Source organism: Streptomyces sp. NEAU-174 (genome assembly GCF_052665095.1).
The window spans coordinates 131110-152666 of record NZ_JBQTCE010000006.1 but is presented as its reverse complement, the minus strand read 5'-3'; the positions used below and the strand labels follow the sequence as shown (position 1 = coordinate 152666).

Sequence of the window (21557 nt, the reverse complement as noted above, 5' to 3'; positions counted from 1 at the left end):
GGGATCTGCCCGGGGCCGTGTCCCGGCCATATCGCCGATCCGGCATCAGCGGTCCGGTCCGTGTCACCACCCCGCAGACGGTTCCCCTCAGGGAGGTCTCCGGAGTGCCGGAAGTCAAATCCCCCGAGCAACCCGCCACGCGACACCCGTGGCGGGTTCTCGCCGTCATGTGCATCGGCTTCTTCATGTCGTTGCTCGACGGATCCATCGTCAACGTAGCCATCCCCACGCTGATCCACAGCATGGACGCCTCCTACGACCAGGTGCTGTGGGTCATCGACGGCTATCTGCTCCTCTTCTCGGTGCTGCTGATCACCACCGGGCGGCTGGGTGACATCTTCGGATACCGGCGGCTGTACGTGATCGGCGTCATCACCTTCACCATCGCCTCGGCGCTGTGCGGGCTGGCCAGTTCACCGACCCAACTGCTGGTCGCCCGGCTGCTCCAGGGAGTGGGCGGCGCGGTGCTGTTCCCGCAGGTCATCTCGTCGATCCTGACGATCTTCCCGCCGCAGCTGCGCGGCAGGGCGTTCGGCCTGTTCGGCGCGATCGTCGGCTTCGCCCCGATCGTGGGGCCGGTCCTCGGCGGTTTCCTGCTCGCCCACCTCAGCTGGCGCTGGATCTTCTTCATCAACGTTCCGATCGGGGTCGCCACGGCCGTGCTGGCGCTGACGGTCGCCCCGCCCATGCGCTCGGAACGCCGGCACCGACTCGACCTGGCCGGTGTCGCGCTGGCCACCGCCGGACTGAGCGGGGTCGTGTTCGGTCTGATCGAGGGAGAACGCTACGACTGGGGCGGCATCGCCGGGCCGATCAGCATCACCTCGGTCATCGTCGCCGGTGTCGCGCTGCTGACGGTGTTCGTCCTCCGGCAGCACCGGCAGCGGGACGAACCCCTGATGCCCCTGGCCCTGTTCCGCGCGCGCAACTTCGCGGTCGGCAACGGGGTCGGGTTCGTCTTCCAACTGGGCATGATCGGCATCATGTTCGTGCTGGTGCTGTACTTGCAGATGGCACGCGGGTACTCGGCGCTGGAGACCGGTTTGGTGGTGCTGCCGAACGCCGTACTCACCGCCGTCGGCTCGATGTACGCCGGGCGGCTGTCGGACACGTTCGGCGGCAAGTACATCCTGCTGGCGGGGATGACGCTGCTGGCCGTCGGCCTGCTGGTGCTGGTCGCCATGGTCGGCCCCGGCAGCGGCGCATGGAGTCTGCTGCCCGGCTTGACCATCATCGGGATCGCCAGTGGTGCCACGTTCGCACCACTTCAGCAGGCCACCATGGACGGCGTCGATCCCCGGCTGGCCGGGGCGGCCTCCGGAGTCTCCAGCACCACCCGGCAGATCGGCGGTGTCCTCGGCACCGCCGTGCTGGGCGCCCTGCTGTCGGCCCGCCTCTCCTCGACCCTGCGCGACGAGGCCGAGAAACGGGCCGGTCGGCTGCCGGAGGATCTGCGTGCCCAGTTCATCGACAACAGCGCCGCCGCCGCACATGACTACCGTCCGCCCACGCCACCCGACGGCCTGAATCCCGCCACGACCGGCCTGTACGAACGCGTCACCGCCGACACGTTCGCCACCGGCTTCGTCAACGCCATGCAGACCGCCCTCGTGGCATGCGCCGGGGTCCTGGTGGCCGCCGCCCTGTGCTGTTTCCTGTTCAGCCCGCACAAGAAGCCGCACAAGAAGCCGACGGCCAGGCCCACTGCTGGGCAGCGGGCCGAAACCACACCGCACGACTGACCCGGCGATGACAACGGCCGCGGCCCGCTGGCCGCGGCCGTTGCGCGGCCGCCGTCATCGCCGCGAGCCTCTCCCACAACGCGGCGTCATGCCTGCGCCGAGCCCAGGACCAGCACCTGGATGGCCAGCACTGCGGCGCCGCGGGCCCAGTCGTGGAAGTCGGACACCTTGGTCTCGAGGTTGACCTTCTCGGCCCGGGGATGGCGGTTGGCGAGGATGGCCTTCTCCACCGCTGCCCCGGCCACGTCGACCAGGCCCACTCCCTCGCCGGCCAGCAGGATCTTCTGGGGCATCGCGAAATTGGCGATCTGGGAGACGATGGTGCCGAGGGCCCGGGCCGCCTCGTCCACGACCCGGGCGGCCATGGGCTCGCCATCGGCGGCGAGGCCGAGGATCTCCTCGTACGTCATCTCCCGGCCGGTGGCGGCCTGGAGCTGGTAGCGGATGCTGGGGATGGTCAGCAGGGAGACGGCGCTGCCGCGTTCTCCGTACGGGGTGAGCGGGCCGTGGGGATCGACCATCCAGTGCCGCCCCCGGCCGAGGCTCAGACCGTCCTCGGAAGAGACCACCCGCCTGCCGCCACTGACCAGTCCGTAACCCAGTCCGGCCCCGATGGTGAGCACCGCGAACCGGTCGAGGCCGCGGCCCGCGCCGAACCAGCACTCGGCCTCGACCAGCGCCGCCACGTCGTTCTCGACGACCGTCGGCAGCCCCGTCCGCTCCTCGACCAGTTCGGCCAGCGGTACCTCGTCCCAGTCGAGGAAGGGCGACCGGATGACGACCGAGCGGTCCCGGACACCGGCCCCCACCCCGATGCCGATCCCGGCCGTCCGGGGATGGGCCCGGGTGAACTCCCGCGTCATCTCGCGCAGCAGATCGATGACCGACTCGGGCTCGTGTGTGGTCAGCTGCCGCTCGGCGCGGGCCAGGATGTCACTGCGGAGCGTGGTGACCACCCCGTACACCATGTCCTCGGTGATCTTGAAGCCGATGAAGAGCCGGGACTCGGCGACCATGTCCAGCGGCTGCGAGGGCCGTCCCTGGCGCACCTCCGCCGATGCCGCACCCTCGGTGCCCCTCTCGACCAGCAGACCCGATTCGATGAGCGGTTTGGTCAGCCGGGTGAGGCTGCCCGCCGAGAGGTCCAGCCGGCGGGCGAGTTCGGCGCGCGACAGCGGACCGTGCACGAGCACCTCGATCGCCACCGCACGTTCCCCGGGACTCAGCGGCAGCCAACTGGCGTCAGGTGTGGTCATGAGGGGCGGACTCCTCCATGTTTTCTTTCGCTTCGGAAGTAATGCTGTCACCCTACGGCGCCATGGCTCGCATCAGAAGACGCTTGCACAACTCTTGACGGCAGGATTCTTCCGCATCAAAAGTAAATGGCACCTGAGGACGAGCCGCAGACGAAAGAGCCTCCTGATGACCGTCGCCTCCAGCAGCCCTCCCTCGCGCCTGCCCCTGCGCCGCGCCGAGGAAGCCACCTCGAAACTCAAGATCCGCAAAGGCCGGGGAGCGGGTGACGACGGAGCTCTCGCGGCCGTCTTCATCGCCCCCGCCCTGTTCGGCTTCCTGGTCTTCCTGCTCTGGCCGACGCTGCGAGGCATCTATCTGAGCTTCACCCGCTTCAATCTGCTGACTCCGGCCGAGTGGGTCGGCCTCGACAACTACGCCAGGATGATCCGCGATCCCGTGTTCTGGCACTCGCTGGCGGTCACGGTGGAGTACGTGGTCATCAACATCGGTGTGCAGACGGTCGCGGCCCTCGCCATCGCGGTTCTGCTCCAGCGGCTGACGCGGTCGGCCGTACTGCGGGGCGTCGTGCTCACCCCGTATCTGATGTCGAACGTCGTCGCCGGCATCGTCTGGCTGTGGATCCTCGACACCCAGATGGGCATCGGCAACGAGATCCTCCAGGGTCTCGGCTTCGACCGCGTTCCCTTCCTGGCCGACGAGACCTGGGCGATCCCCACCATCGCCCTGATCAACGTCTGGCGGCACGTCGGCTACACCGCCCTCCTCCTCTTCGCGGGCCTTCAGGCGATACCGAACGACATGTACGAGGCGGCCAGGGTCGACGGCGCGAGCGAGTGGCGGATGTTCTGGCGGATCACGATGCCACTGCTGCGGCCGGTGCTCGCGGTCGTGCTCATCATGACCGTGATCGGTTCGTTCCAGGTCTTCGACACCGTGGCGGTGACCACCGCGGGCGGTCCCGCCAACGCGACCAACGTGCTCCAGTACTACATCTACGGCGCGGCCTTCGGCCGCTTCCAGTTCGGCTACGCGTCCGCGATGTCCGTCGCCCTGCTGGCCGTGCTCAGCGTGATCACCATCGTCCAGTACCGGCTCACCCGGGCCGGCCAGACCGATCTCGGCTGACGGAGGGGATGAACCGGCATGGTTGCCATGACCACAGCGACACCGAGCGTCCGGCGCGTTCGGCGCGGGCCCACTCCCGGACGGGCCATGGCCTGGACCGTGATGGGCCTGATCGTCCTCATCACACTGCTGCCCTTCTACTGGATCCTGCGCACCGCGCTCTCCTCCAATTCCGCGCTGGCCGGCGATCCCGTCAACCCGCTGCCGGTGGACTTCACCCTCGGTGGCTTCGAACGGGCCCTCGGCCTCCAGTCCGCCGAGGAGGCGATCGCACAGGGCGGTGCGGGCGACGGGCTGGTCTTCTGGCGTTATCTGCTCAACTCGGTGCTGCTCTCGACCCTGATCACCGTGTGCCAGGTCTTCTTCTCCGCGATGGCCGCGTACGCGTTCGCGCGCCTGAAGTGGCGCGGCCGGGACAAGGTGTTCGGGCTCTTCCTGGCCGGTCTGATGGTGCCCGCCATCTTCACCCTGCTGCCGAACTTCGTGCTCATCAAGCAACTCGGCCTGGTGGACACGCTGCTCGGGATCGCCCTGCCGACGATGTTCATGACCCCGTTCGCGGTGTTCTTCCTGCGGCAGTTCTTCATGAACGTGCCACGGGAGGTCGAGGAGGCGGCGCTGCTCGACGGCGCCGGAAAGGTCCGGATCTTCTTCCGGGTGCTCCTGCCGATGGCGGCCACCCCCATCGTCACCCTGGCCGTCCTGACCTACATCACGTCCTGGAACGACTACTTCTGGCCGTTGATGGTGTCGTACAGCGACAGTTCGCGTGTCCTGACCGTGGCGCTGGCCACCTTCCGGGCACAGACCCCGCAGACCGGCACCGACTGGTCCGGGCTCATGGCGGCGACCCTCATCGCCGCGATCCCGATGCTCGTGCTCTTCGGTCTCTTCGCGCGCCGCATCGTCAGCTCCATCGGCTTCACCGGGATCAAGTAAGGGGACAGTGATGCGATTTCGTACGGTCATGGCGCTGACCGGGGCGCTGGCGCTGTCCCTGGTGACCGGATGCGCGAAGGGCGGATCCGCCGGGTCGTCCGCGCACACGGTGACGTACTGGATGTGGGACACCAATCAGCTGCCCGCCTACCGGGCCTGCGCGAAGGGCTTCGAGAGGGAGAACCCGGGCCTGAAGGTCAAGATCACCCAGATAGGCTTCGACGCCTACTGGACCAAGCTCACCGCGAGCTTCATCGCGGGCACCCAGCCGGACGTGTTCACCGACCACATCCAGAAGTTCGGGCAGTTCAGCGACCTGAAGGTGCTCGAGCCGCTCGACAATCTGGGCATCGAGAAGTCCGACTACCAGCCGGGGCTCGCCGACAACTGGGTCGGCGAGGACGGCCACCGCTACGGCGCCCCGAAGGACTGGGACACGGTCGCCCTCTTCTACAACAAGAAGATGGCCGAGGCGGCCGGGATCTCCGCCGGGAAACTCAACGCCCTCTCCTGGAACCCCGAGGACGGCGGCACGTTCGAGAAGGCCATCGCGCACCTCACCATCGACAGGAACGGCAAGCGGGGCGACGAACCGGGCTTCGACAAGCACCATGTCAAGGTCTACGGGCTGGCCACCGGAGGCGCGGGCGACGACAACGGCCAGACCCAGTGGAGCCCCTTCACCGGCTCCGCGGGCTGGTCCTACACCGACAAGAAGCGGTGGGGCACGAAGTACAACTACGACAGCCCCATCTTCCAGTCCGTCGTCAAGTGGTACTTCGGCCTGGCGAAGAAGGGGTACCTCGCACCGCTCGAGGTCTACGGTGATCAGGCGAACCCGCCCAACGCGCAGGTGGCCGCGGGCAAGGCCGCGACGGCCTTCGACGGCGCCTGGATGCTCTCCACCTACTACGGGGCCAAAGGCCTCGACGTCGGCACCGCCCGCACCCCGGTCGGCCCGACCGGCAAGCGGGCCACGATGATGAACGGCCTGGCGGACTCGATCTCCAAGGGCGCCCGCAACAAGGAGGGCGCCAGGAAGTGGGTGGAGTACCTGGCCTCCGACGCGTGCCAGACCGCCGTCGGCGCATACGGGGTCGTCTTCCCCGCCACCCCGGCCGGCACCAGGGCCGCCGTCGCCGCCTACGAGAAAAAGGGAATCGACACCACGGCCTTCACCCAGCCGGTGGCGGACAAGAAGGACTTCACGACCTTCTCGTTCCCGATCACCAACTACGCCGCAGACGTGTACGCGCTCATGCGCCCCGCGATGCAGGACCTCTACGGGGGCGGCGCGCCCGCGAGACTCGACACGGCCAACAGCCAGATCAACTTCATTTTCGACCAGTGAACTCTCCGCGACTTCACGAAAGGCATTGCCGCATGACGTTCTCCCTCGGCATCGTCGGCGCCGGGCAGTTCTCCGGCCAGTTCGCCAAGCTGTTCCTCGCCCACCCGGGCGTCGGCGACGTCCACGTCACCGATCTGCTGCCCGAGCGGGCCGAGCAACTGGCCGCCGCGGAAGGGCTGTCGGGCACCTTCCCCTCCTACGAGGCGATGCTGGAGTCGAACGCGGTCGACGCGGTGGCCGTCTTCACCCAGCGCTGGACACATGGCCCGCTCGTACTCCAGGGCCTGAACGCCGGAAAACACGTGTACTCGGCGGTACCGATGGCGATCAGCCGCGAGGAGATAGCGGCGATCATCGAGGCCGTACGTGCCACCGGCCTGACGTACATGATGGGGGAGACGAGCCAGTACAACCCGGCGACCGTGCACGCCCGCGACCAGATCGCCGCCGGCGCCTTCGGCCGCCTCTTCTATGCCGAGGGCGACTACGTACACGACATGGACCTCGGCTTCTACGAGGCCTATCAGTACAGCGGCGGCGAGAACTGGAAGGCGACGGCCAGCTATCCGCCGCTGCTCTACCCGACGCACTCCGTCGGCGGGGTCCTCGGCGCCTGGCAGACGCACGCGGTGAGTGTGTCGGCGATCGGAGTGAAGGACGACCGCGGGGACGGTGTCTTCGACCAGGAGGTCAGCCAGTTCGGGAACGACATCTCCAACGCCACCGCGTTGTTCGAGGTGGCCGGTGGCGGCTCGTTCCGTACGAACGAGTTCCGGCGGGTCGGCTATCCCTCGCATATCCGCGAATCGCGCTTCCGGTTCTTCGGTACGGACGCGAGCATGGAACAGCTCGCCACGGTGAGCTTCTGGCAGGACAAGAAGGGGGTCAAGGACATCACGGAGCTGCTGGAGCCCAAGCCGACACTGGCTCCCGATGACCCGTCGCTCGAGCACATCGCGCCCGCCCTGCGCGCCGCCTTCACTTCCGGTTCCGCGCCCGTGCACGACCGGTCGCGGCTGCCCCGGGAGTTCGACCATCTGCACAACGGGCACGAGGGCAGCCACCACTTCCTGGTGGACGACTTCGTGACCGCGGTCAACACCCGCACACTGCCCTCCGTGAACGCCTGGGTCGCGGCCCGCTACACCCTGCCGGGCATCGTGGCGCACGAGTCCGCGCGGCAGGGCGGAGCCCGGTTGGAGATCCCCGACTTCGGGGACGCCCCCGAGAGCTGAGCGGCCGTGGACCGGCTGCCCCTCGGGGCGGCCGGTCAGGTGCCAGGGCCTGTGCCTGGACCGGGCTTGGCCCACAGCGAGCGCACATGGCCGAGGTGGCGGGCCATGCATGTCTCGGCGCCCGTCACATCACCCGCGACCATCAGGTCGAGGAGCTCGATGTGCTCCTCGGCGGACGGGATCAGCTGATCGCGCTCGTCCAGTGTGGTCAGTCCGTACAGGCGTGAGCGTTTGCGCAGGTCGCCGACGGTTTCGACGAGCCGGTCGTTTCCTGCGAGCGCGAGCAGGGAGAGATGGAACTGACGGTCGGCCTCCAGATAGCCGATGAGGTCGTGCTCGCGCGCGGCGCGCACGATGTCCTCCGCCACCGGGCGCAGCGCCTCCAGGTCCTCGCGGGCGGCACCGCGGGTGATCCGGCCGATCATGGGGACTTCGATCAGGGCGCGGATCTCGGTGTACTGGTCGAGGTCGCGTTCGTTGACCTCGGTGACGCGGAAGCCCTTGTTGCGTACGGGTTCGACGAGGCCCTCGCGGGCCAGGTCGAGCATCGCCTCGCGCACCGGCGTCGCGGAGATGCCGAAGTCCTCGGCCAGACCGGGTGCCGAGTAGACCTCGCCGGGGCGCAGTTCGCCGGAGATCAGCGCGGCGCGCAGGGCGTGGGCCACCTGGTCGCGCAGCCGCTCCCTGGTGGTGATGAGGTTGCGCTGCTTGAGGTGGCCCATGACGGTTGGTGTTCCCTTCGTGCCCCGTGCCTGCACGGCCGAGAGGATCACCAGAGTACAATGTCATGTTGTTCTCACGGGCGTCGTTCTCGTGGGTGCCCGTGTGCGGATGCGGCTACCGGCACCGATTCAGCGGCTCTCGATCAGTTCTCCCATCCACGCCTCGATCGCGTCCGGGGTGCGCGGCAGGGCGCCCGACATCAGCCGTGCTCCTTCGGCGGTGATGACCAGGTCGTCCTCGATGCGCACCCCGATGCCCCGCAGTTCGTCCGGGAGCGTCTCGTCGTCGGCCTGGAGGTAGAGGCCGGGCTCGACCGTCAGCACCTGGCCCTCCGCCAGCACCCCGTCCAGATAGCTCTCCGCGCGTGCCTGAGCGCAGTCGTGGACGTCGAGCCCGAGCATATGTCCGCTGCTGCACAGGGTGTAGCGACGGTGGAAGTCGCCCTCGGGGCTTTTGAGCACACCCCATTCCGTGAGCCCTTCCGCGATCACGCGCATCGCGGCCCGGTGGAAGTCACGGAAGCTCGCGCCCGGCCTGAGCGCCGCGATGCCCGCGTCCTGGGCGGCGAGCACGAGGTCGTACACCCGCCGTTGCACGGGGGAGTACCGCCCGGAGAGCGGGAGGGTGCGCGTGATGTCGGCGGTGTAGAGGCTGTCCGTCTCCACGCCCGCGTCCAGCAGCAGCAACCGCCGTGCGTCCAGGGGCCCGTCGTTCCGTATCCAGTGCAGCACGCAGGCGTGGGCACCGGACGCCACGATGGTCTCGTAGCCGGTGCCGTTGCCCTCCGCGCGGGCGCGCAGGCCGAAGACGCCCTCGATCCAGCGCTCGCCGCGTGGATGGGCGAGGGCGCGCGGCAGGGCACGCACCACGTCTTCGAAACCGGCGACCGTGTGGTCCACGGCGAGCTGTAGCTGCCCCACTTCCCAGGCATCCTTGATCAGCCTCAACTCGCTCAAGGCCGCGCGCAGTTCGGCGTCGACCGTGGCGTCGCGGCCAGGCGGTGGCTCCGCCCCGTCGCCGATGTCGGCACAGCGGATGCCGGTCATACGCGCGGTCTCGTCGCGGTCGGGGCGCCGGCCGACCCAGAACTCGCCGTAGCGCCGGTCCCGGTAGAAGCCGCCATCGGTGCGCGGCGAACGGGGCCGCACATACAGGACCGCCTCATGCCGGTGGGGCCCGTCCGGCTCCAGGACCAGGACATGCCCGGCCTGCTCCTCGCCGGTCAGACCGGTGAGCCAGGCGTACGCACTGTACGGCCGGAAGCGGTGGTCGCAGTCGTTCGAGCGGACCTTCAGCTCGCCCGCGGGGATGATCAGTCGCTCGCCGGGGAAGCGGGCGGACAGCCGGGCGCGGCGAGCGGAGGTGAAGTCGGCGGCGGCCGACCGGATGTCCGCGGGCAGCGGGGTCGGCGCCCAGTCACCCGCCATGAAGACCTCGAACTCCGGTGAGACGGGCAGGTCATGGCCGGCCGTCCGAGGTGCGCCGGTCAGGGGATCGTGCATCGGTCCTCCTTGATCCGTACGTTGACAGGCTCAAGCTCTCCGCGGTCCGTCGCGTCGAGGGCCTTGCACCCTGTGCAATTTCACATTATTACGTTACGCATCACATGGCACCACGCGCTCTCATGTGCAGCCCCGCACAGGGCGATTCAGGCCCTGAGGCACCGCTGCCCCACAGCCCTTGCCACCTCCCCACACAGGAGCCAACGGTGTTCCAGTCGAGAAACCCGCGCGGATTCACGCGCGGATCCACGCGCGGAAGTCTGCTCACGGCCTTGGTGGCGGTGACGCTCTGCGTGACGGCGACCTCGTCCGGTCACGCGGCCGCCCCCGCTCCCGCGCGGCCTTCGGCGTTACGGACGGCCGCCTCGTCCGACCCCTTCGACAGGGTCGACCGCCTGGCCAAGGCCCCGAGCAGGGCACGGAAGGTCCCGGCCCCCGGCGGCCTCACCGGCGGCGGTGTCCCCGGAGCCCGAACGCCCGCGCCGAAGAGCCGGGGCGGCGCCGGCACTCCGCACGCCACACTCGGCACGGCATCCGTGCCCTGCACGCTCGACGGCGTCACGGGCCTGCCGCCGGAGCGGTTCGCCGACTTCCTGGCCGACCCCGCCGTCACCGCCGACGGCTGTCTGCGCTCGATCCTGTGGACCTGGGACCAGCGACTCGTCCCCGTCATGTCGGACGAGCACGTCCAGGCCGTCTCCCGCCGCATCACCCAACTCGCCGCCTCCCACGACGGCAAGGACGGCAGCCATCTGCTGGAGCTGTTCACCTACCTGCACGCGGTGGCGTACCAGGACTTCTCGCACGACGAGATCGACATCACCGACGTGCCGACCGTGAACGCCATGCGCGAGGCTGTCGACGCCTTCGGCTCGGCCGCCCGTACCTTCGACGTCACCCGCCCCAACGCCGAAACCCTGCGCGAAGCGCTCGACGCGGCCTCCGCCCCCGGCCTGCGTCAGCACCAACTCCCCCTGGTCAAGCGGGTTCTGGCCACCATGGACGCCCAGCACCCCGAAACCGCCCAGGACACCTCTTGGGCCGGTGCCGCCCTCGCGGCGCTCACCGTGAACTACCTCGGCGTGTATCCCGGCAACAAGGACGCCGCCTTCCACACCGCGGTGACGGCCGACCCCTCGTACCGGGCGGCCTTCAGCTCCTTCGCCGGCCACACCCACCTCAAGGACGGGCCCAACGCCTGGGTGATACGCGACGCGCTCAGCGAGTACGGCCGCTTCGGCCAGATCGAAGGGCTGCGCGACGAGATCGTCTCCGGCCTCGGCACCCTCCTGGACACCACCGCCCGCAACTTCGGGGACAGCAGCGCACCCTGGGCGAAGGTCGCCACCTGGCTGGGGGTGTTCGAAGCCTGCGCCCCGTACCACGTGTGCAAGGACGACATCGAGAGGCGACTCTTCCCGTACACGTACGTCTACGGCACCGAAGGCACCGACGGCATCCAGGTCCGCACCGCCCTCGACCGGGACACCGTCGACCAGCTCACTTACGCCAGCAAGCAGGTCAAGGCGCAGTTCCACCGCGTCCTCGGCACGGACACGCCCCTCGCGGACGACACCAACACCACGCTGCACATCGTCCTGTACGGCTCCCGCGCCGACTACGAGAACTTCCACCCGCTCCTCACCGGCATGGACACCAACAACGGCGGCGTCTACATCGAGAAGGGGGCGACCTTCTACACATACCAGCGCCGCGTCCCGCAGGACTCCTCACTGACCCTGGAGGAGCTGTTCCGCCACGAGTACACCCACTACCTCAACGGTCGCTGGGCGGTGCCCGGCAGCTTCGGCGAAGGTCACTGGTACGAGGGTGACCGGACCACCGCGATGGACGAGGGCACCGCCGAGTTCTTCGACGGCGCCACCCGCGACGACGGCATCCGGGTCCGCAAGTCCCTGGTTCAGGGGATCATCGACGACACGGCCGGCGGCGGGCCGCGCATGACCGTGAACCAGCTCCTGCACGCGACGTACGGCGGCGACGGCTTCCGCTTCTACGACTACGCGGGCACCTTCTTCGAGTTCCTGTGGCTCGAACACCCCTCCCTCTTGCGGGAGATGTACCGCGATCTGCGCTCCGACGACCCGGCGGCCTTCGACGCCTGGCGCGACCGGCTCGGCGGGGACGCGGGGCTCCAGAGCGCGTACGACCGCTTCCTCGACGAACAGATCGCCCACGTAGCCGACTTGTACGTGCCCCACACCACCTACACGCCCCTGGGTGAGCTCCGTGACAGCTCGGCCGACCAGATCCGCTCCTCCTTCACCGCGATGACCGCGTCCGACCCGGACTGCCGTGCCACCGGCGCGGCGGAACGTCCCCGGTTCGTCTGCACCGGCCGGATCACCGCGAACCTGACCGATGCCCGTGACACGGACGCGGTCTTCGAGGACATGTCCGAGACGGTCGACTACTTCATCCTCGACCGGGCCGCGGGCGGCGACAACAACTTGACCGATATGAACTGCTGGTTCGGCGAGGTGGACATCTGGTCCAACCAGCGCGCGGGCACATCGGACTACACCTGTGAGGGTCCCCTCCGCGGCTGATGTGTCACCGGCGTCGAGGCCGCTGTCGGCCGGTGGCTCAGGGGGACCTGGTCCAGCGTGGCGCGGTCTCGGCCCATTCGGTGTCCCACTCGGCGAGATTGCGCCGGCGCAGGACCACGGTGGCGCAGCGGTAGGCGGTGGCACCGGCGAACGCCACGGTCAGGAAGGCCACAAGCGCCCAGCCCATGGTGCGGCTGCGGATCTGTGCGGCGGTCATGGGCGGCTCGGCGATCGCTCCGTCCGCGTCGACCCAGACGTGGACGGAGCTGCCCGCGTTCAGCCCGGGCAGGACGTCGGTCTCCGCGGTGCGGGCCCGTCCGCTCGGGTCGGTGAAGCGGACCGTGGCCGGGTAGCGGTTCTCCCTCGCCTCCGCCGATCCGGGCTCCGGGTGATCCGGGGCGTCATGGGTGAGGACGGCGGTGGTGAGGCGCAGGCTCTGTCGCTGGTGCTCGGCGGCCGCGCGGTAGTGGCGGTGCGCGGCGTCACCGACGGCGAACGTGGCGGCGAGCCCCAGGGCCGGCACCAGCAGCAACAACGCCAGTGCGATCCGGGCCTGGAGGCGGTCGGTGCACCGGTACAGCGGATTGTGCCGCCAGCGCCACAGCGACAGGGGATGTACGAGGTCGTGGTGCGGGGGATCGGGAGGCGGCTGCGCGGGTGGTATCTCGCCGGACACGGTGGTTCTCCTTCCAGGATCGGGGGATGGCGTACCGGAGACCCCGGCCGGTGCGGCGGCGGGGTCGGCGGGGAGAGGTCGGCGTCCGCGGCCAGGGCGATGGCGCGTGCGGTGGGGACCGTCAGGACCGGCGCAGCACCTCCACGGCGGTGCGGGCGCGTTCCCGGTAGGCGGGGCCGTCCAGCACGGGCGCGGCGACCACCACCAGCGGCCGGGTGAGGCGGGGCAGGCGATGGCTGAGCAGCCGGTCGAGCATCCGGGCCGTTCCGGGGACGTCCACGATGGCACCGCGCTGGATCGGGTACACCGCCCCGGCACCGGGGAAGGTGATGGTGGGTACGTCGAAGATCATGCCGCGGCCGGCGAGCCAGGCGCGGGTGCGGGCGCTGCCCAGGTCGAGGGCGAGGCCGCAGCAGGTCCGGCACGACGGCCAGGGCCGGTGTCGGTGCCCGGCGGGGGAGCCGGACCGGAAGCGGCGGAGGACGGTCATCGTCCGGCCTCCCGCACCTGCTGGCACCGCGCGCAGTAGCGTGCCTGCGGAATGATCATCAGCCGTTCGCGTTCAACGGGGCGGCGGCACAGATGGCAGCTGCCGTAGCGGCCATCGGCGATGCGCCGCAGCGCCGCCTCCACGTCGGCGAGGACCATGCGCGCGGAGGCGGCGACTTTGACGTGCACTTCGGCCTGTGCCGCGGAGCGGCGCCGGAGCAGGTCCTCGGTGCGGGGCGCCGCGGCGATCTGCCGCAGCTGTTCCTGGCGGAAGAGGCGCTGTTCGTGGAGGTTCTCCCGCAGCGCGGCAAGGTCCTCGGGCGACAGATGCGCGGCCGGGTTGTCGATGGTCTGGTGGTTCACCACTTCACCCCTTTGAGCAGGGCGGAGACGAAGACGGGTCGGATGGGTCGGACGGGGCGGATCAGGCGGTGGCGCGGCCCTGGCAGCCGACGCAGTAGCGGGTGTAGGGGAGGATCTCGAGGCGTTCGGCGGGGACGGGCTTGGCGCAGCCCTGGCAGGTGCCGTAGGCGCCGTCGTCGATACGGGCGAACGCCTCGTCGATCTCGGTGAGGACGCGCTGGATCGCCTCTGTCTGTGCGGACACCAGATGGGCGTCCGTGCTCTGCGCGCTCTCGTCGAGGGCGCGCAGCTGAGCCAGGCGGCTGTTGCGGGCGTGTTCCAGGCGCTGGCGGGCCTCATGAGAGGTCAGCCGCCCGGGGCGGGGGCCGGTCTGGGCGGTGTCGAGCGGCACGGGTGTGGTCCTTTCGCGAAAGGCGCGCTGAGCGCGGCAGCGGCCGCCCGGTGCCGTCGGCCGCGGTCTCCACGACCGCGAGCACTGGCCGTACCGGACGGCTCGATCTTCTTCGACTCTGCTCGACCCGGCGTCGGAATCCCATCGGGCGCGGACCCCATTTGCCCGGGGCAGCGGTGACCACGGGGCGAAGGCGGGGCACGGCGCATGGGTACCCGACGACCCCGGATATGGGGAACGGACCCCATCGACCCCGCGCGGTGGGGGAGGCAGGCTGGGTCGGGCTCGGTCGTGATCAGTCGCGGCGGCTCGGTCCGGGGGAGCGATGAGCGACAGTAGAGCTGATCACAATCGGAGCGCAGAAGGAGGAGTTTCCCCGGTGTCGCTGTTCTGGCGGATCTTCGGGCTCAACGCCCTGGTGCTGGGCACCGCCACGGCGCTGCTGCTGTGGGCGCCGGTGACCGTCTCCGTGCCGGTGGTGCTGACCGAGGCGATCATCCTGATCGGCGGTCTCGCCGTCATGCTGGTCGCCAACGGCACCCTGCTGCGCTGGGGCCTGGCCCCGCTGGACCGGCTGACCCGGCTGATGACCACCGTCGACCTGCTGCGCCCGGGCCAGCGGCTGCCCGTGCCCGGCACCGGTGGCGGCAGCGAGGTGTCCGAGCTGATCCGTACCTTCAACGCCATGCTCGACCGGCTGGAGCACGAACGCGCCACGTCCAGCGCCCGGGTGCTGCTGGCTCAGGAGGCGGAACGCCGCCGTATCGCCCAGGAGTTGCACGACGAGGTCGGGCAGAGCATGACCGCGATCCTGCTGGTGCTGGGTCGCACCGCGGACGACGCCCCCGAGCCGCTGCGCGAGGACCTCCAGCAGGCCCAGGAGATCACCCGGGAGAGCCTGGACGAGGTGCGCCGCCTGGTGCGCCGGCTGCGGCCGGGTGTCCTGGACGACCTGGGCCTGGTCAGCGCACTGACCTCGCTCACCCAGGACTTCGCCACCCACACCGGGCTGCGCGTCGTACGCCGCCTCGACGCCGACCTGCCCGCCCTCGACCAGGAGAGCGAGCTCGTGCTGTACCGGGTGGCTCAGGAGAGCCTGACCAACGCGGCGCGCCACGCGGACGCGCGGCAGGTCGAGGTGAGCCTGCGCCGCGTCGGCGAGGCGGTGGCGCTGGAGATCGCCGACGACGGCCGCGGTATCGAGGCCGCCTGCGAGGGCGCCGGGATCCGCGGTATGCGCGAACGGGCCCTGCTCGCCGGAGCCAGCCTGGACATTACCTCGACGCCCGGCACCGGCACCCGGATCCGCCTCATCACACCCGCCCCCAGGAAGCAGCTCTGACCATGCCCGATCCGACCCCGCCCGGACCCACCACGGCCTCGACACCGGCTCCCACGAGCTCTCCCGCGCACGCGACGCCGATCCGCATCCTGCTCGCGGACGACCACGCTCTGGTACGCCGCGGCGTACGCCTGATCCTCGACCGGGAGCCCGACCTGGAGGTCGTCGCCGAGGCCGGGGACGGCGCCGAGGCCATCGAGGCGGCCCGGAGCCAGGAGATCGACCTGGCGGTGCTCGACATCGCCATGCCGCGCCTGACCGGACTCCAGGCCACCCGTGAGCTGGTGGCGCTCAAACCGGGCCTGCGGATCCTGATGCTGACGATGCACGACAACGAGCAGTACTTGTTCCAGGCGCTCAAGGCCGGGGCCTGCGGCTATGTGCTGAAGTCGGTCGCCGACCGCGATCTGGTCGCCGCCTGCCGGGCCGCGATGCGCAACGAGCCGTTCCTCTACCCCGGCGCGGTCACCGCCCTCATCCGCAACTACCTGGACCGCGTCCGTCACGGCGAGGAAGACCCCGATCAGCTCCTCACCCCTCGTGAGGAGGAGGTCCTCAAACTCGTCGCCGAAGGGCACTCCTCCAAGGAGATCGCCGAGATCCTGTTCATCAGCGTCAAGACCGTGCACCGCCACCGGGCCAACCTCCTGCACAAACTCGGTCTGCACGACCGGCTGGAGCTGACCCGCTACGCCATCCGCGCCGGTCTCATCGAACCCTGACGCCCGCCCCGCCCCCGACCATGCGTCCAGCACCCCGCGCCGTCCCGACCGCCGGTCACCGGCTCACGGGAACGCTCATCGCGCTCCTCGCCGTCCTGCTGGCGCTGGTTCCCGCCGATACCGCGCGCGCCGCCTCCGGTCCGGTGCCCCATCCGGTCTCGGTGGCCAATCCGGCCTCGGTGGCCGATCCGGCCCCGGCGGCCACTCCGGCCTCGGCGGCCACGGGCGCCGAGCGCCCGGACACCCGGCCCCGCGCGGACGACCCGTGCGCCGCCGGTTGCGCGGCCCAGGCCAGGGTCCGGCATGACCACCTCGGTGAGCGCCCGTGCCCACCGGATCACCACGCCACCGACCCCCGCGCTACGGATGCCGGTCCGGCCGTCGGTACCCGTACCTCAGCGCCTTCCGCATACGCCCCCGTCTCGCCCGGCCGATCGGCCCACGACCGCGGCCGGGCCCCTCCGGCGCCCGCAGGTACCTGACGCCACCCATCACCCTTTCCTCCGTCGCGGCCGCGTGCGCCGCTGCCGCGACATGCCTGCCGGAGGCTCGTGTTGAAACGCCGCGACGACGTGTCGAAACGCCGCAACAAGTGGAGCAAGCGGAACAAACGAAACAAGTCCCTGCGCATGCGGGCGCTGTTCGCCCTCGCCGTGATCGCCGGATCGCTGGCCATCGCCCTCACCACGCCGGTCCGCCTCGGACTCGATCTGCGCGGCGGCACCCAGCTCATGCTGGAAACCCGCTCCACCCCCACCACCGAAGCCGACGCCGCGGCCACCGACCGGACCGTGGAGGTGCTGCGCGGCCGCATCGACGCGCTCGGCGTCGCCGAACCGACCCTCGTCCGCTCCGGCGACCACCGCATCCTCGTCGAGCTGCCCGGAGTTCACGACCCGAAGAAGGCCGCCGATGTGCTGGGCCGCACCGCGCAGCTCACCGTGCACGCGGTCCTCGGCCCGGCCGGGACCGGTGACGGCGCCACCTCCCCGCCGGCCGATCCGGCCGAGGAGCGCGTGCTGCCGGACGATTCCGGACAGCCCCTGCGGCTGCGGGCCGCCGAGCTGACCGGGCGGGATGTCGAAGGCGCCGAGGCCCGCTTCGACCAGCAGGGCGGCGCCGGCTGGCATGTCACGGTCGACTTCTCCAAGACCGGTCAGGACCGATGGCGGCAGGTCACCGCGCGGGTCGCCTGCCACCCGGCAGGCGACCCGCAGCGCCGGGTCGCCATCGTCCTCGACAACAAGATCATCTCCTCGCCGCAGGTCGACCCCTCCGTACCGTGCGGGACCGGCATCCCGGGCGGCACCACCCAGATCACCGGCTCCTTCGACGACACCGAAGCCCGCGAACTGGCCCTGCTGATCTCCGGTGGCGCCCTGCCCGTACCGGTCGAGACCGTCGAACAGCGCACCGTCGGCGCCACGCTCGGCGACGCGGCGATCGAGGCCGCGGCCTGGGCCGCCGTCATCGGCACCGCCCTGACCGCGCTGTTCATCATCGCCGTCTACCGGCTCCTGGGCCTGCTCGCGACCGTGGCCCTGGCCTGCTACGGCCTTATCTCCTACGCCGCCCTGGCCGCGCTCGGCGCCACATTGACCCTGCCGGGCCTCGCCGGGTTCGTCCTGGCGATCGGCATGGCCGTGGACGCCAACGTCCTGGTCTTCGAACGGGCCCGGGAGGAGTACGCGGCCCGCAGCCGCCCCAGCCCCCGCTCGGCGCTGACGGCCGGGTTCCGCGGTGCCCTCAGCGCGATCGCCGACTCCAACATCACGACGCTGATCGCCGCGGGCCTCATGTTCGCCTTCGCCTCCGGCCCGGTACGCGGCTTCGGCATCACCCTCGCCATCGGCGTCCTCGCCTCGATGGTCAGCGCCCTGGTGATCAGCCGGGTGCTCGCCGAGTACGCGGCGGGCCGCCCCGCGGTCCGCCGTCGGCCCCGTATCACCGGCATCGCGAGCACCGGCTGGGTCCGCGACCGGCTGCTGCGCCGCGACCCGTTCCTGCTGCGCCGTCCGCGCCGCTGGCTGGCCGCCTCCGCCGCGCTCGCCGTCGTGGCCGCGTCGGGCATCCTCGTCCGCGGCCTGGACTTCGGCATCGAGTTCACCGGCGGTCGGCTGATCGAGTACGCCACCAGCACCCCCGTCGACCCCGACCGCGCCCGTACCGCCCTCACCGACGCCGGGTTCCCCCGCGCGGTCGTGCAGTCCTCCGGCGACACCGGGCTCACGGTGCGCGCCGAGAACCTGACCAACGCCGACGAGGCCACCGTCACCGAAACCATCGGCGCACTCGGCGGCGAGACGAAGAAGATCCGCGACGAGCTGATCGGCCCCAGCATGGGCGACGAGCTCCGCCGCAACGCCCTCATCGCGCTCTCCCTCGCACTCGGCGCCCAACTGCTGTATCTCGCGGTCCGCTTCCGCTGGTTCTTCGGGACGGCGGCCGTCGCCGCGCTCGCCCACGACGTGGTGATCCTCATCGGTGCCTTCGCCTGGCTCGGCAAGCCCATCGACGGGGTCTTCCTGGCCGCCTTGCTGACCGTCATCGGCTACTCGGTCAACGACTCCGTCGTCCTCTTCGACCGCGTCCGCGAACTGCTCGGCCGCGACCGTGCCACACCGCTTCCCCGCCTGACGAACCAGGCGATCCTCCAGACCCTGCCCCGTACCGTCAACACCGGCATGGGTGCGGCCTTCATCCTCACCGCTCTCGCCGTCCTCGCCGACGACACCCTCGCCGACTTCGCCCTCGCCCTGCTGATCGGCCTGGCGGTCGGCACCTACTCCTCCGTCTTCACTGCCGCCTCGCTCACCATCGAGTTGCACCCGCACCGGAAGCCCCTCGGCAGGGCCGCCGTCACGAACGGGCCTTCAGGCCGTCCAGGGTGAGGTCGAGCAGGCGCTCTGCCCGTTCCCGGTGTTCGGGTTCGGCCGAGGTGAGGGCGATGCCTTCGAGGGCGGCACCCATGTCGGTGGGGCTGATGTCGGTGCGAATCGCCCCGGCGGCCGCGCACGCGTCCAGCAGGGTGGTGATGGCGGCCTGGATCATGTCCCGGCTGTGGCCGTAGGGGTTGTTTCCCGTGGCGGCGATGGCGCGCAGGGCGTCGGCCATGCCGAACTTCGCGGTGACGTAGTCCAGGAAGAGACGCGTCCAGGCGCGCAGGGCCTCGTAGGGCGGCTGCTCGGCGAGCAGATCGGGGACGGCGTCGCACAGCTGGGCCACCTCGTTGCGGTAGACCGCCTCGATCAGCGCCTCGCGGGTGGCGAAGTTCCGGTACAGCGTCGCGCTGCCCACGCCCGCCTCCTTGGCGATGCGCTCCAGGTGCGCGTCCAGCCCCTCCTCGGCGAACACGCGCACCGCGGCCGCGAGGATCTTGTCTCTGTTGCGCCGTGCGTCAGCTCGCAGCGGGCGTGGTGCACTGCCGGTCATCAGCGGTTGCCATGTCCTCTCCGGTCTCCTTCGCCTTGCTAACCGGAGGCGTCCCCAATTAGGCTCGGCTTAACTGGGGGCGCCCCCAGTTCCACTGTAGGTCATGGTCTGACCTGCGCACATCCCCTTGGAGGACGTTGGCCATGTCAGGCATCGAAGGCAAGGTCGTGGCCATCACGGGTGCCAGCAGCGGCATCGGAGCGGCGACGGCGACGTACCTCGCCGAGAAGGGTGCCCGGCTCGTGCTCGGGGCCCGGCGGGAGGACCGGCTGCACGCGGTGGTGGACGAGATCACGGCGCGGGGCGGCTCGGCCGTCGGGGCCGTCATCGACGTGACGCGCCGCGAGGACCTCAAGCGGCTGACGGACATGGCGGTCGACCGGTTCGGCCGGCTCGACGTCCTGGTCTCCAACGCCGGCACGATGGCGGTGTCACCGTTCGACGAACTGCGCCAGGACGACTGGGACGCGATGGTCGCGACGCACATCACCGGCCTGCTGAACGGAATCGGGGCGGCACTTCCCGTCTTCCGGCGGCAGCGCTCCGGCCAGTTCGTCAACATCGCCTCCACCGCGGCCTACGTCGTGAAGCCCCCGCAGGCCGTCTACGCCGCCACCAAGACGGCGGTGAAGGTGCTGACCGAGGGGCTGCGGCAGGAGTCGGGGCCCGATCTGCGCGTCACCCTCGTCTCACCCGGATTCACCAACACCGAGGGCGTGGGCAAGGGGGCGAGTCCCGAGGCAGCGGCGGCGGCAGCCCGGCAGCGCGACGAGATCGCCATCCCGCCCTCGGCCATCGCGTCCGCGATCGGTTACGCGATCGAGCAGCCCGTCGGCATCGACATCAGCGAGGTCGTCGTCCGGCCCACCGTGCAAGCCTGACGTCCAACGGGGACAACAACGTCTCCGCGGCGGCCGGCTCAGGTTGCCCGCCATGGTCCGTCATGACACGTTGGACGTAATGAATGGCTCGTCCGCATTCCCGGGAGCCATCGAGTGTTTCCGCCGTGCGAGATCCAGGGGAGTACGGCGATGGCTGATAAATCGGAGCGAAACAAACGCGGGGACAGGGCCCGCGATATCGAGGGCCCGCAGGATCCGGTAGTCGAGAGGCGCCGCCCCGAGCCCACGGAACCGGCTGCCGAGGGGCTGACCCTCAAGGGGTTCCTGGGCGACAGTGACCGTGATGGATATCGGCGGCTGTACTTCACGGCAGACCTCGACCACTACGCGGAGTTCAGCGTCCAGGACGTCGTGGACACCACGCGCATACCGCCGGAACGCCTGCCGTTCCCGGGTGAGGAAGCCACCGAGGTCATGCTGAAGAAGGGCGCGAACATCGAGTACACCCACAACCGGGTAGTCCGTGTGCCCGATGAGTTCGACCTGGACTTTCGGCGTCTCCACAGGGCACGGCACCGGACCATGCGCTTCGAGTGGACCGAAGCACCCGAAGGGGAGTGCCCGCCGGCCACATGGGAGAAAACCTGTGAGGCGACCTGCGGTGACCAATTCACGTGTTACGACACGTATTGCGTGGGCGGCAGCTGCAATACCTGCTGGGAAACCTGTTACACCTGCGGGACCTGCGGAAAAACCGGTTGCACGGGGTGCTGCCCGATGCGGACGGATGACCCGCCATGCGGCCCGAGCGCGATTGAGACCGCGTGCGAGACCGGATGCTTTGTCTGCCACTAAC

The 21557-nt window shown here is 70.0% G+C and carries 19 protein-coding genes and 1 pseudogene; 12 read left to right on the top strand and 8 right to left on the bottom strand.

What is annotated here, in order from left to right; genetic code table 11:
- Positions 1 to 104 precede the first annotated feature (104 nt).
- Positions 105 to 1742, top strand: coding sequence for a DHA2 family efflux MFS transporter permease subunit (locus ACT2CW_RS19005; RefSeq protein ID WP_445517486.1), 1638 nt, complete (start codon positions 105 to 107; stop codon positions 1740 to 1742).
- 86 nt (positions 1743 to 1828) lie between these two features.
- On the opposite strand, the gene ACT2CW_RS19000 is transcribed toward ACT2CW_RS19005, so the two are convergent.
- Complete coding sequence (locus ACT2CW_RS19000; protein ID WP_445517485.1) at positions 1829 to 2998, bottom strand: ROK family transcriptional regulator; 1170 nt, start codon at positions 2996 to 2998, stop codon at positions 1829 to 1831.
- Between the two features lie 166 nt (positions 2999 to 3164).
- On the opposite strand from ACT2CW_RS19000, the gene ACT2CW_RS18995 reads away from it, so the two are divergent.
- Genes ACT2CW_RS18995 through ACT2CW_RS18980 form a run of 4 tightly spaced genes read left to right on the top strand, consistent with a single transcriptional unit; the run spans position 3165 to position 7649 of the window.
- Positions 3165 to 4124: a carbohydrate ABC transporter permease gene (locus ACT2CW_RS18995; RefSeq protein ID WP_164422825.1), complete on the top strand. Its 960-nt coding sequence runs from the start codon at positions 3165 to 3167 to the stop codon at positions 4122 to 4124.
- An 18-nt stretch (positions 4125 to 4142) separates the two neighbouring features.
- The gene (locus ACT2CW_RS18990; RefSeq protein WP_445517484.1) at positions 4143 to 5063 is read left to right on the top strand and encodes a carbohydrate ABC transporter permease; all 921 of its coding nucleotides are present in this window, start codon (positions 4143 to 4145) and stop codon (positions 5061 to 5063) included.
- Between the two features lie 10 nt (positions 5064 to 5073).
- Positions 5074 to 6414: an ABC transporter substrate-binding protein gene (locus ACT2CW_RS18985; RefSeq protein WP_445517483.1), complete on the top strand. Its 1341-nt coding sequence runs from the start codon at positions 5074 to 5076 to the stop codon at positions 6412 to 6414.
- 32 nt (positions 6415 to 6446) lie between these two features.
- Positions 6447 to 7649 carry a Gfo/Idh/MocA family protein gene (locus ACT2CW_RS18980; RefSeq protein WP_445517482.1) on the top strand — a complete coding sequence of 401 codons (1203 nt, stop codon included), beginning with the start codon at positions 6447 to 6449 and terminating at the stop codon, positions 7647 to 7649.
- A gap of 35 nt (positions 7650 to 7684) precedes the next feature.
- Here the strand turns inward: ACT2CW_RS18980 and ACT2CW_RS18975 are convergent, their stop codons facing one another.
- The gene (locus ACT2CW_RS18975) at positions 7685 to 8371 is read right to left on the bottom strand and encodes a GntR family transcriptional regulator (RefSeq protein ID WP_182468291.1); all 687 of its coding nucleotides are present in this window, start codon (positions 8369 to 8371) and stop codon (positions 7685 to 7687) included.
- A gap of 129 nt (positions 8372 to 8500) precedes the next feature.
- On the bottom strand, positions 8501 to 9874 hold the full coding sequence (locus ACT2CW_RS18970) for an aminopeptidase P family protein (protein ID WP_445517481.1): 1374 nt from the start codon (positions 9872 to 9874) through the stop codon (positions 8501 to 8503).
- A 206-nt stretch (positions 9875 to 10080) separates the two neighbouring features.
- Here ACT2CW_RS18970 and ACT2CW_RS18965 point away from each other — a divergent pair, with 206 nt between their 5' ends.
- Positions 10081 to 12444: a collagenase gene (locus ACT2CW_RS18965; RefSeq protein WP_445517480.1), complete on the top strand. Its 2364-nt coding sequence runs from the start codon at positions 10081 to 10083 to the stop codon at positions 12442 to 12444.
- Between the two features lie 37 nt (positions 12445 to 12481).
- Here the strand turns inward: ACT2CW_RS18965 and ACT2CW_RS18960 are convergent, their stop codons facing one another.
- From ACT2CW_RS18960 to ACT2CW_RS18945, 4 genes and pseudogenes are all read right to left on the bottom strand, one after another.
- Positions 12482 to 13120 carry an Rv1733c family protein gene (locus ACT2CW_RS18960; RefSeq protein ID WP_445517479.1) on the bottom strand — a complete coding sequence of 213 codons (639 nt, stop codon included), beginning with the start codon at positions 13118 to 13120 and terminating at the stop codon, positions 12482 to 12484.
- Between the two features lie 65 nt (positions 13121 to 13185).
- Positions 13186 to 13610: pseudogene (locus ACT2CW_RS18955) on the bottom strand (hypothetical protein); the annotation flags it as partial.
- On the bottom strand, positions 13607 to 13975 hold the full coding sequence (locus tag ACT2CW_RS18950; RefSeq protein WP_445517478.1) for a TraR/DksA family transcriptional regulator: 369 nt from the start codon (positions 13973 to 13975) through the stop codon (positions 13607 to 13609). The pseudogene ACT2CW_RS18955 and the gene ACT2CW_RS18950, both read right to left, overlap by 4 nt.
- 58 nt (positions 13976 to 14033) lie before the next feature.
- Positions 14034 to 14363 carry a TraR/DksA family transcriptional regulator gene (locus tag ACT2CW_RS18945; protein ID WP_182468286.1) on the bottom strand — a complete coding sequence of 110 codons (330 nt, stop codon included), beginning with the start codon at positions 14361 to 14363 and terminating at the stop codon, positions 14034 to 14036.
- A 379-nt stretch (positions 14364 to 14742) separates the two neighbouring features.
- On the opposite strand from ACT2CW_RS18945, the gene ACT2CW_RS18940 reads away from it, so the two are divergent.
- From ACT2CW_RS18940 to secD, 4 genes are all read left to right on the top strand, one after another.
- Positions 14743 to 15705, top strand: coding sequence for a HAMP domain-containing sensor histidine kinase (locus ACT2CW_RS18940; RefSeq protein ID WP_445517477.1), 963 nt, complete (start codon positions 14743 to 14745; stop codon positions 15703 to 15705).
- A gap of 2 nt (positions 15706 to 15707) precedes the next feature.
- Positions 15708 to 16427 (top strand): response regulator, encoded by a 720-nt coding sequence (locus tag ACT2CW_RS18935; RefSeq protein ID WP_445517476.1) that lies wholly within the window; start codon positions 15708 to 15710, stop codon positions 16425 to 16427.
- A 20-nt stretch (positions 16428 to 16447) separates the two neighbouring features.
- The gene (locus tag ACT2CW_RS18930) at positions 16448 to 16909 is read left to right on the top strand and encodes a hypothetical protein (RefSeq protein WP_445517475.1); all 462 of its coding nucleotides are present in this window, start codon (positions 16448 to 16450) and stop codon (positions 16907 to 16909) included.
- A 147-nt stretch (positions 16910 to 17056) separates the two neighbouring features.
- Complete coding sequence (secD, locus tag ACT2CW_RS18925; protein WP_445517735.1) at positions 17057 to 19318, top strand: protein translocase subunit SecD; 2262 nt, start codon at positions 17057 to 17059, stop codon at positions 19316 to 19318.
- On the opposite strand, the gene ACT2CW_RS18920 is transcribed toward secD, so the two are convergent.
- Complete coding sequence (locus ACT2CW_RS18920; RefSeq protein WP_445517474.1) at positions 19287 to 19859, bottom strand: TetR/AcrR family transcriptional regulator; 573 nt, start codon at positions 19857 to 19859, stop codon at positions 19287 to 19289. The two genes, secD and ACT2CW_RS18920, sit on opposite strands and share 32 nt — an antisense overlap.
- 143 nt (positions 19860 to 20002) lie before the next feature.
- Between ACT2CW_RS18920 and ACT2CW_RS18915 the strand changes: the two genes are divergently transcribed.
- Together ACT2CW_RS18915 and ACT2CW_RS18910 are read left to right on the top strand one after the other, a co-directional pair.
- Positions 20003 to 20740, top strand: a complete 738-nt coding sequence (locus ACT2CW_RS18915; protein WP_445517473.1) for an SDR family oxidoreductase — start codon at positions 20003 to 20005, stop codon at positions 20738 to 20740.
- A gap of 150 nt (positions 20741 to 20890) precedes the next feature.
- Positions 20891 to 21556, top strand: a complete 666-nt coding sequence (locus ACT2CW_RS18910; RefSeq protein WP_445517472.1) for a hypothetical protein — start codon at positions 20891 to 20893, stop codon at positions 21554 to 21556.
- Position 21557 lies beyond the last annotated feature (1 nt).

Coding starts and splice junctions, on each gene's coding strand:
- ACT2CW_RS18990 (WP_445517484.1), top strand. CDS start 4,143: ATGGTTGCCATGACCACAGCGACACCGAGCGTCCGGCGCGTTCGGCGC.
- ACT2CW_RS18930 (WP_445517475.1), top strand. CDS start 16,448: ATGCGTCCAGCACCCCGCGCCGTCCCGACCGCCGGTCACCGGCTCACG.
- ACT2CW_RS18975 (WP_182468291.1), bottom strand. CDS start 8,371: ATGGGCCACCTCAAGCAGCGCAACCTCATCACCACCAGGGAGCGGCTG.
- ACT2CW_RS18915 (WP_445517473.1), top strand. CDS start 20,003: ATGTCAGGCATCGAAGGCAAGGTCGTGGCCATCACGGGTGCCAGCAGC.
- ACT2CW_RS18995 (WP_164422825.1), top strand. CDS start 3,165: ATGACCGTCGCCTCCAGCAGCCCTCCCTCGCGCCTGCCCCTGCGCCGC.
- ACT2CW_RS18980 (WP_445517482.1), top strand. CDS start 6,447: ATGACGTTCTCCCTCGGCATCGTCGGCGCCGGGCAGTTCTCCGGCCAG.
- ACT2CW_RS18970 (WP_445517481.1), bottom strand. CDS start 9,874: ATGCACGATCCCCTGACCGGCGCACCTCGGACGGCCGGCCATGACCTG.
- ACT2CW_RS18910 (WP_445517472.1), top strand. CDS start 20,891: ATGGCTGATAAATCGGAGCGAAACAAACGCGGGGACAGGGCCCGCGAT.
- ACT2CW_RS18935 (WP_445517476.1), top strand. CDS start 15,708: ATGCCCGATCCGACCCCGCCCGGACCCACCACGGCCTCGACACCGGCT.
- ACT2CW_RS18985 (WP_445517483.1), top strand. CDS start 5,074: ATGCGATTTCGTACGGTCATGGCGCTGACCGGGGCGCTGGCGCTGTCC.
- ACT2CW_RS19000 (WP_445517485.1), bottom strand. CDS start 2,998: ATGACCACACCTGACGCCAGTTGGCTGCCGCTGAGTCCCGGGGAACGT.
- secD (WP_445517735.1), top strand. CDS start 17,057: ATGCGGGCGCTGTTCGCCCTCGCCGTGATCGCCGGATCGCTGGCCATC.
- ACT2CW_RS18920 (WP_445517474.1), bottom strand. CDS start 19,859: ATGACCGGCAGTGCACCACGCCCGCTGCGAGCTGACGCACGGCGCAAC.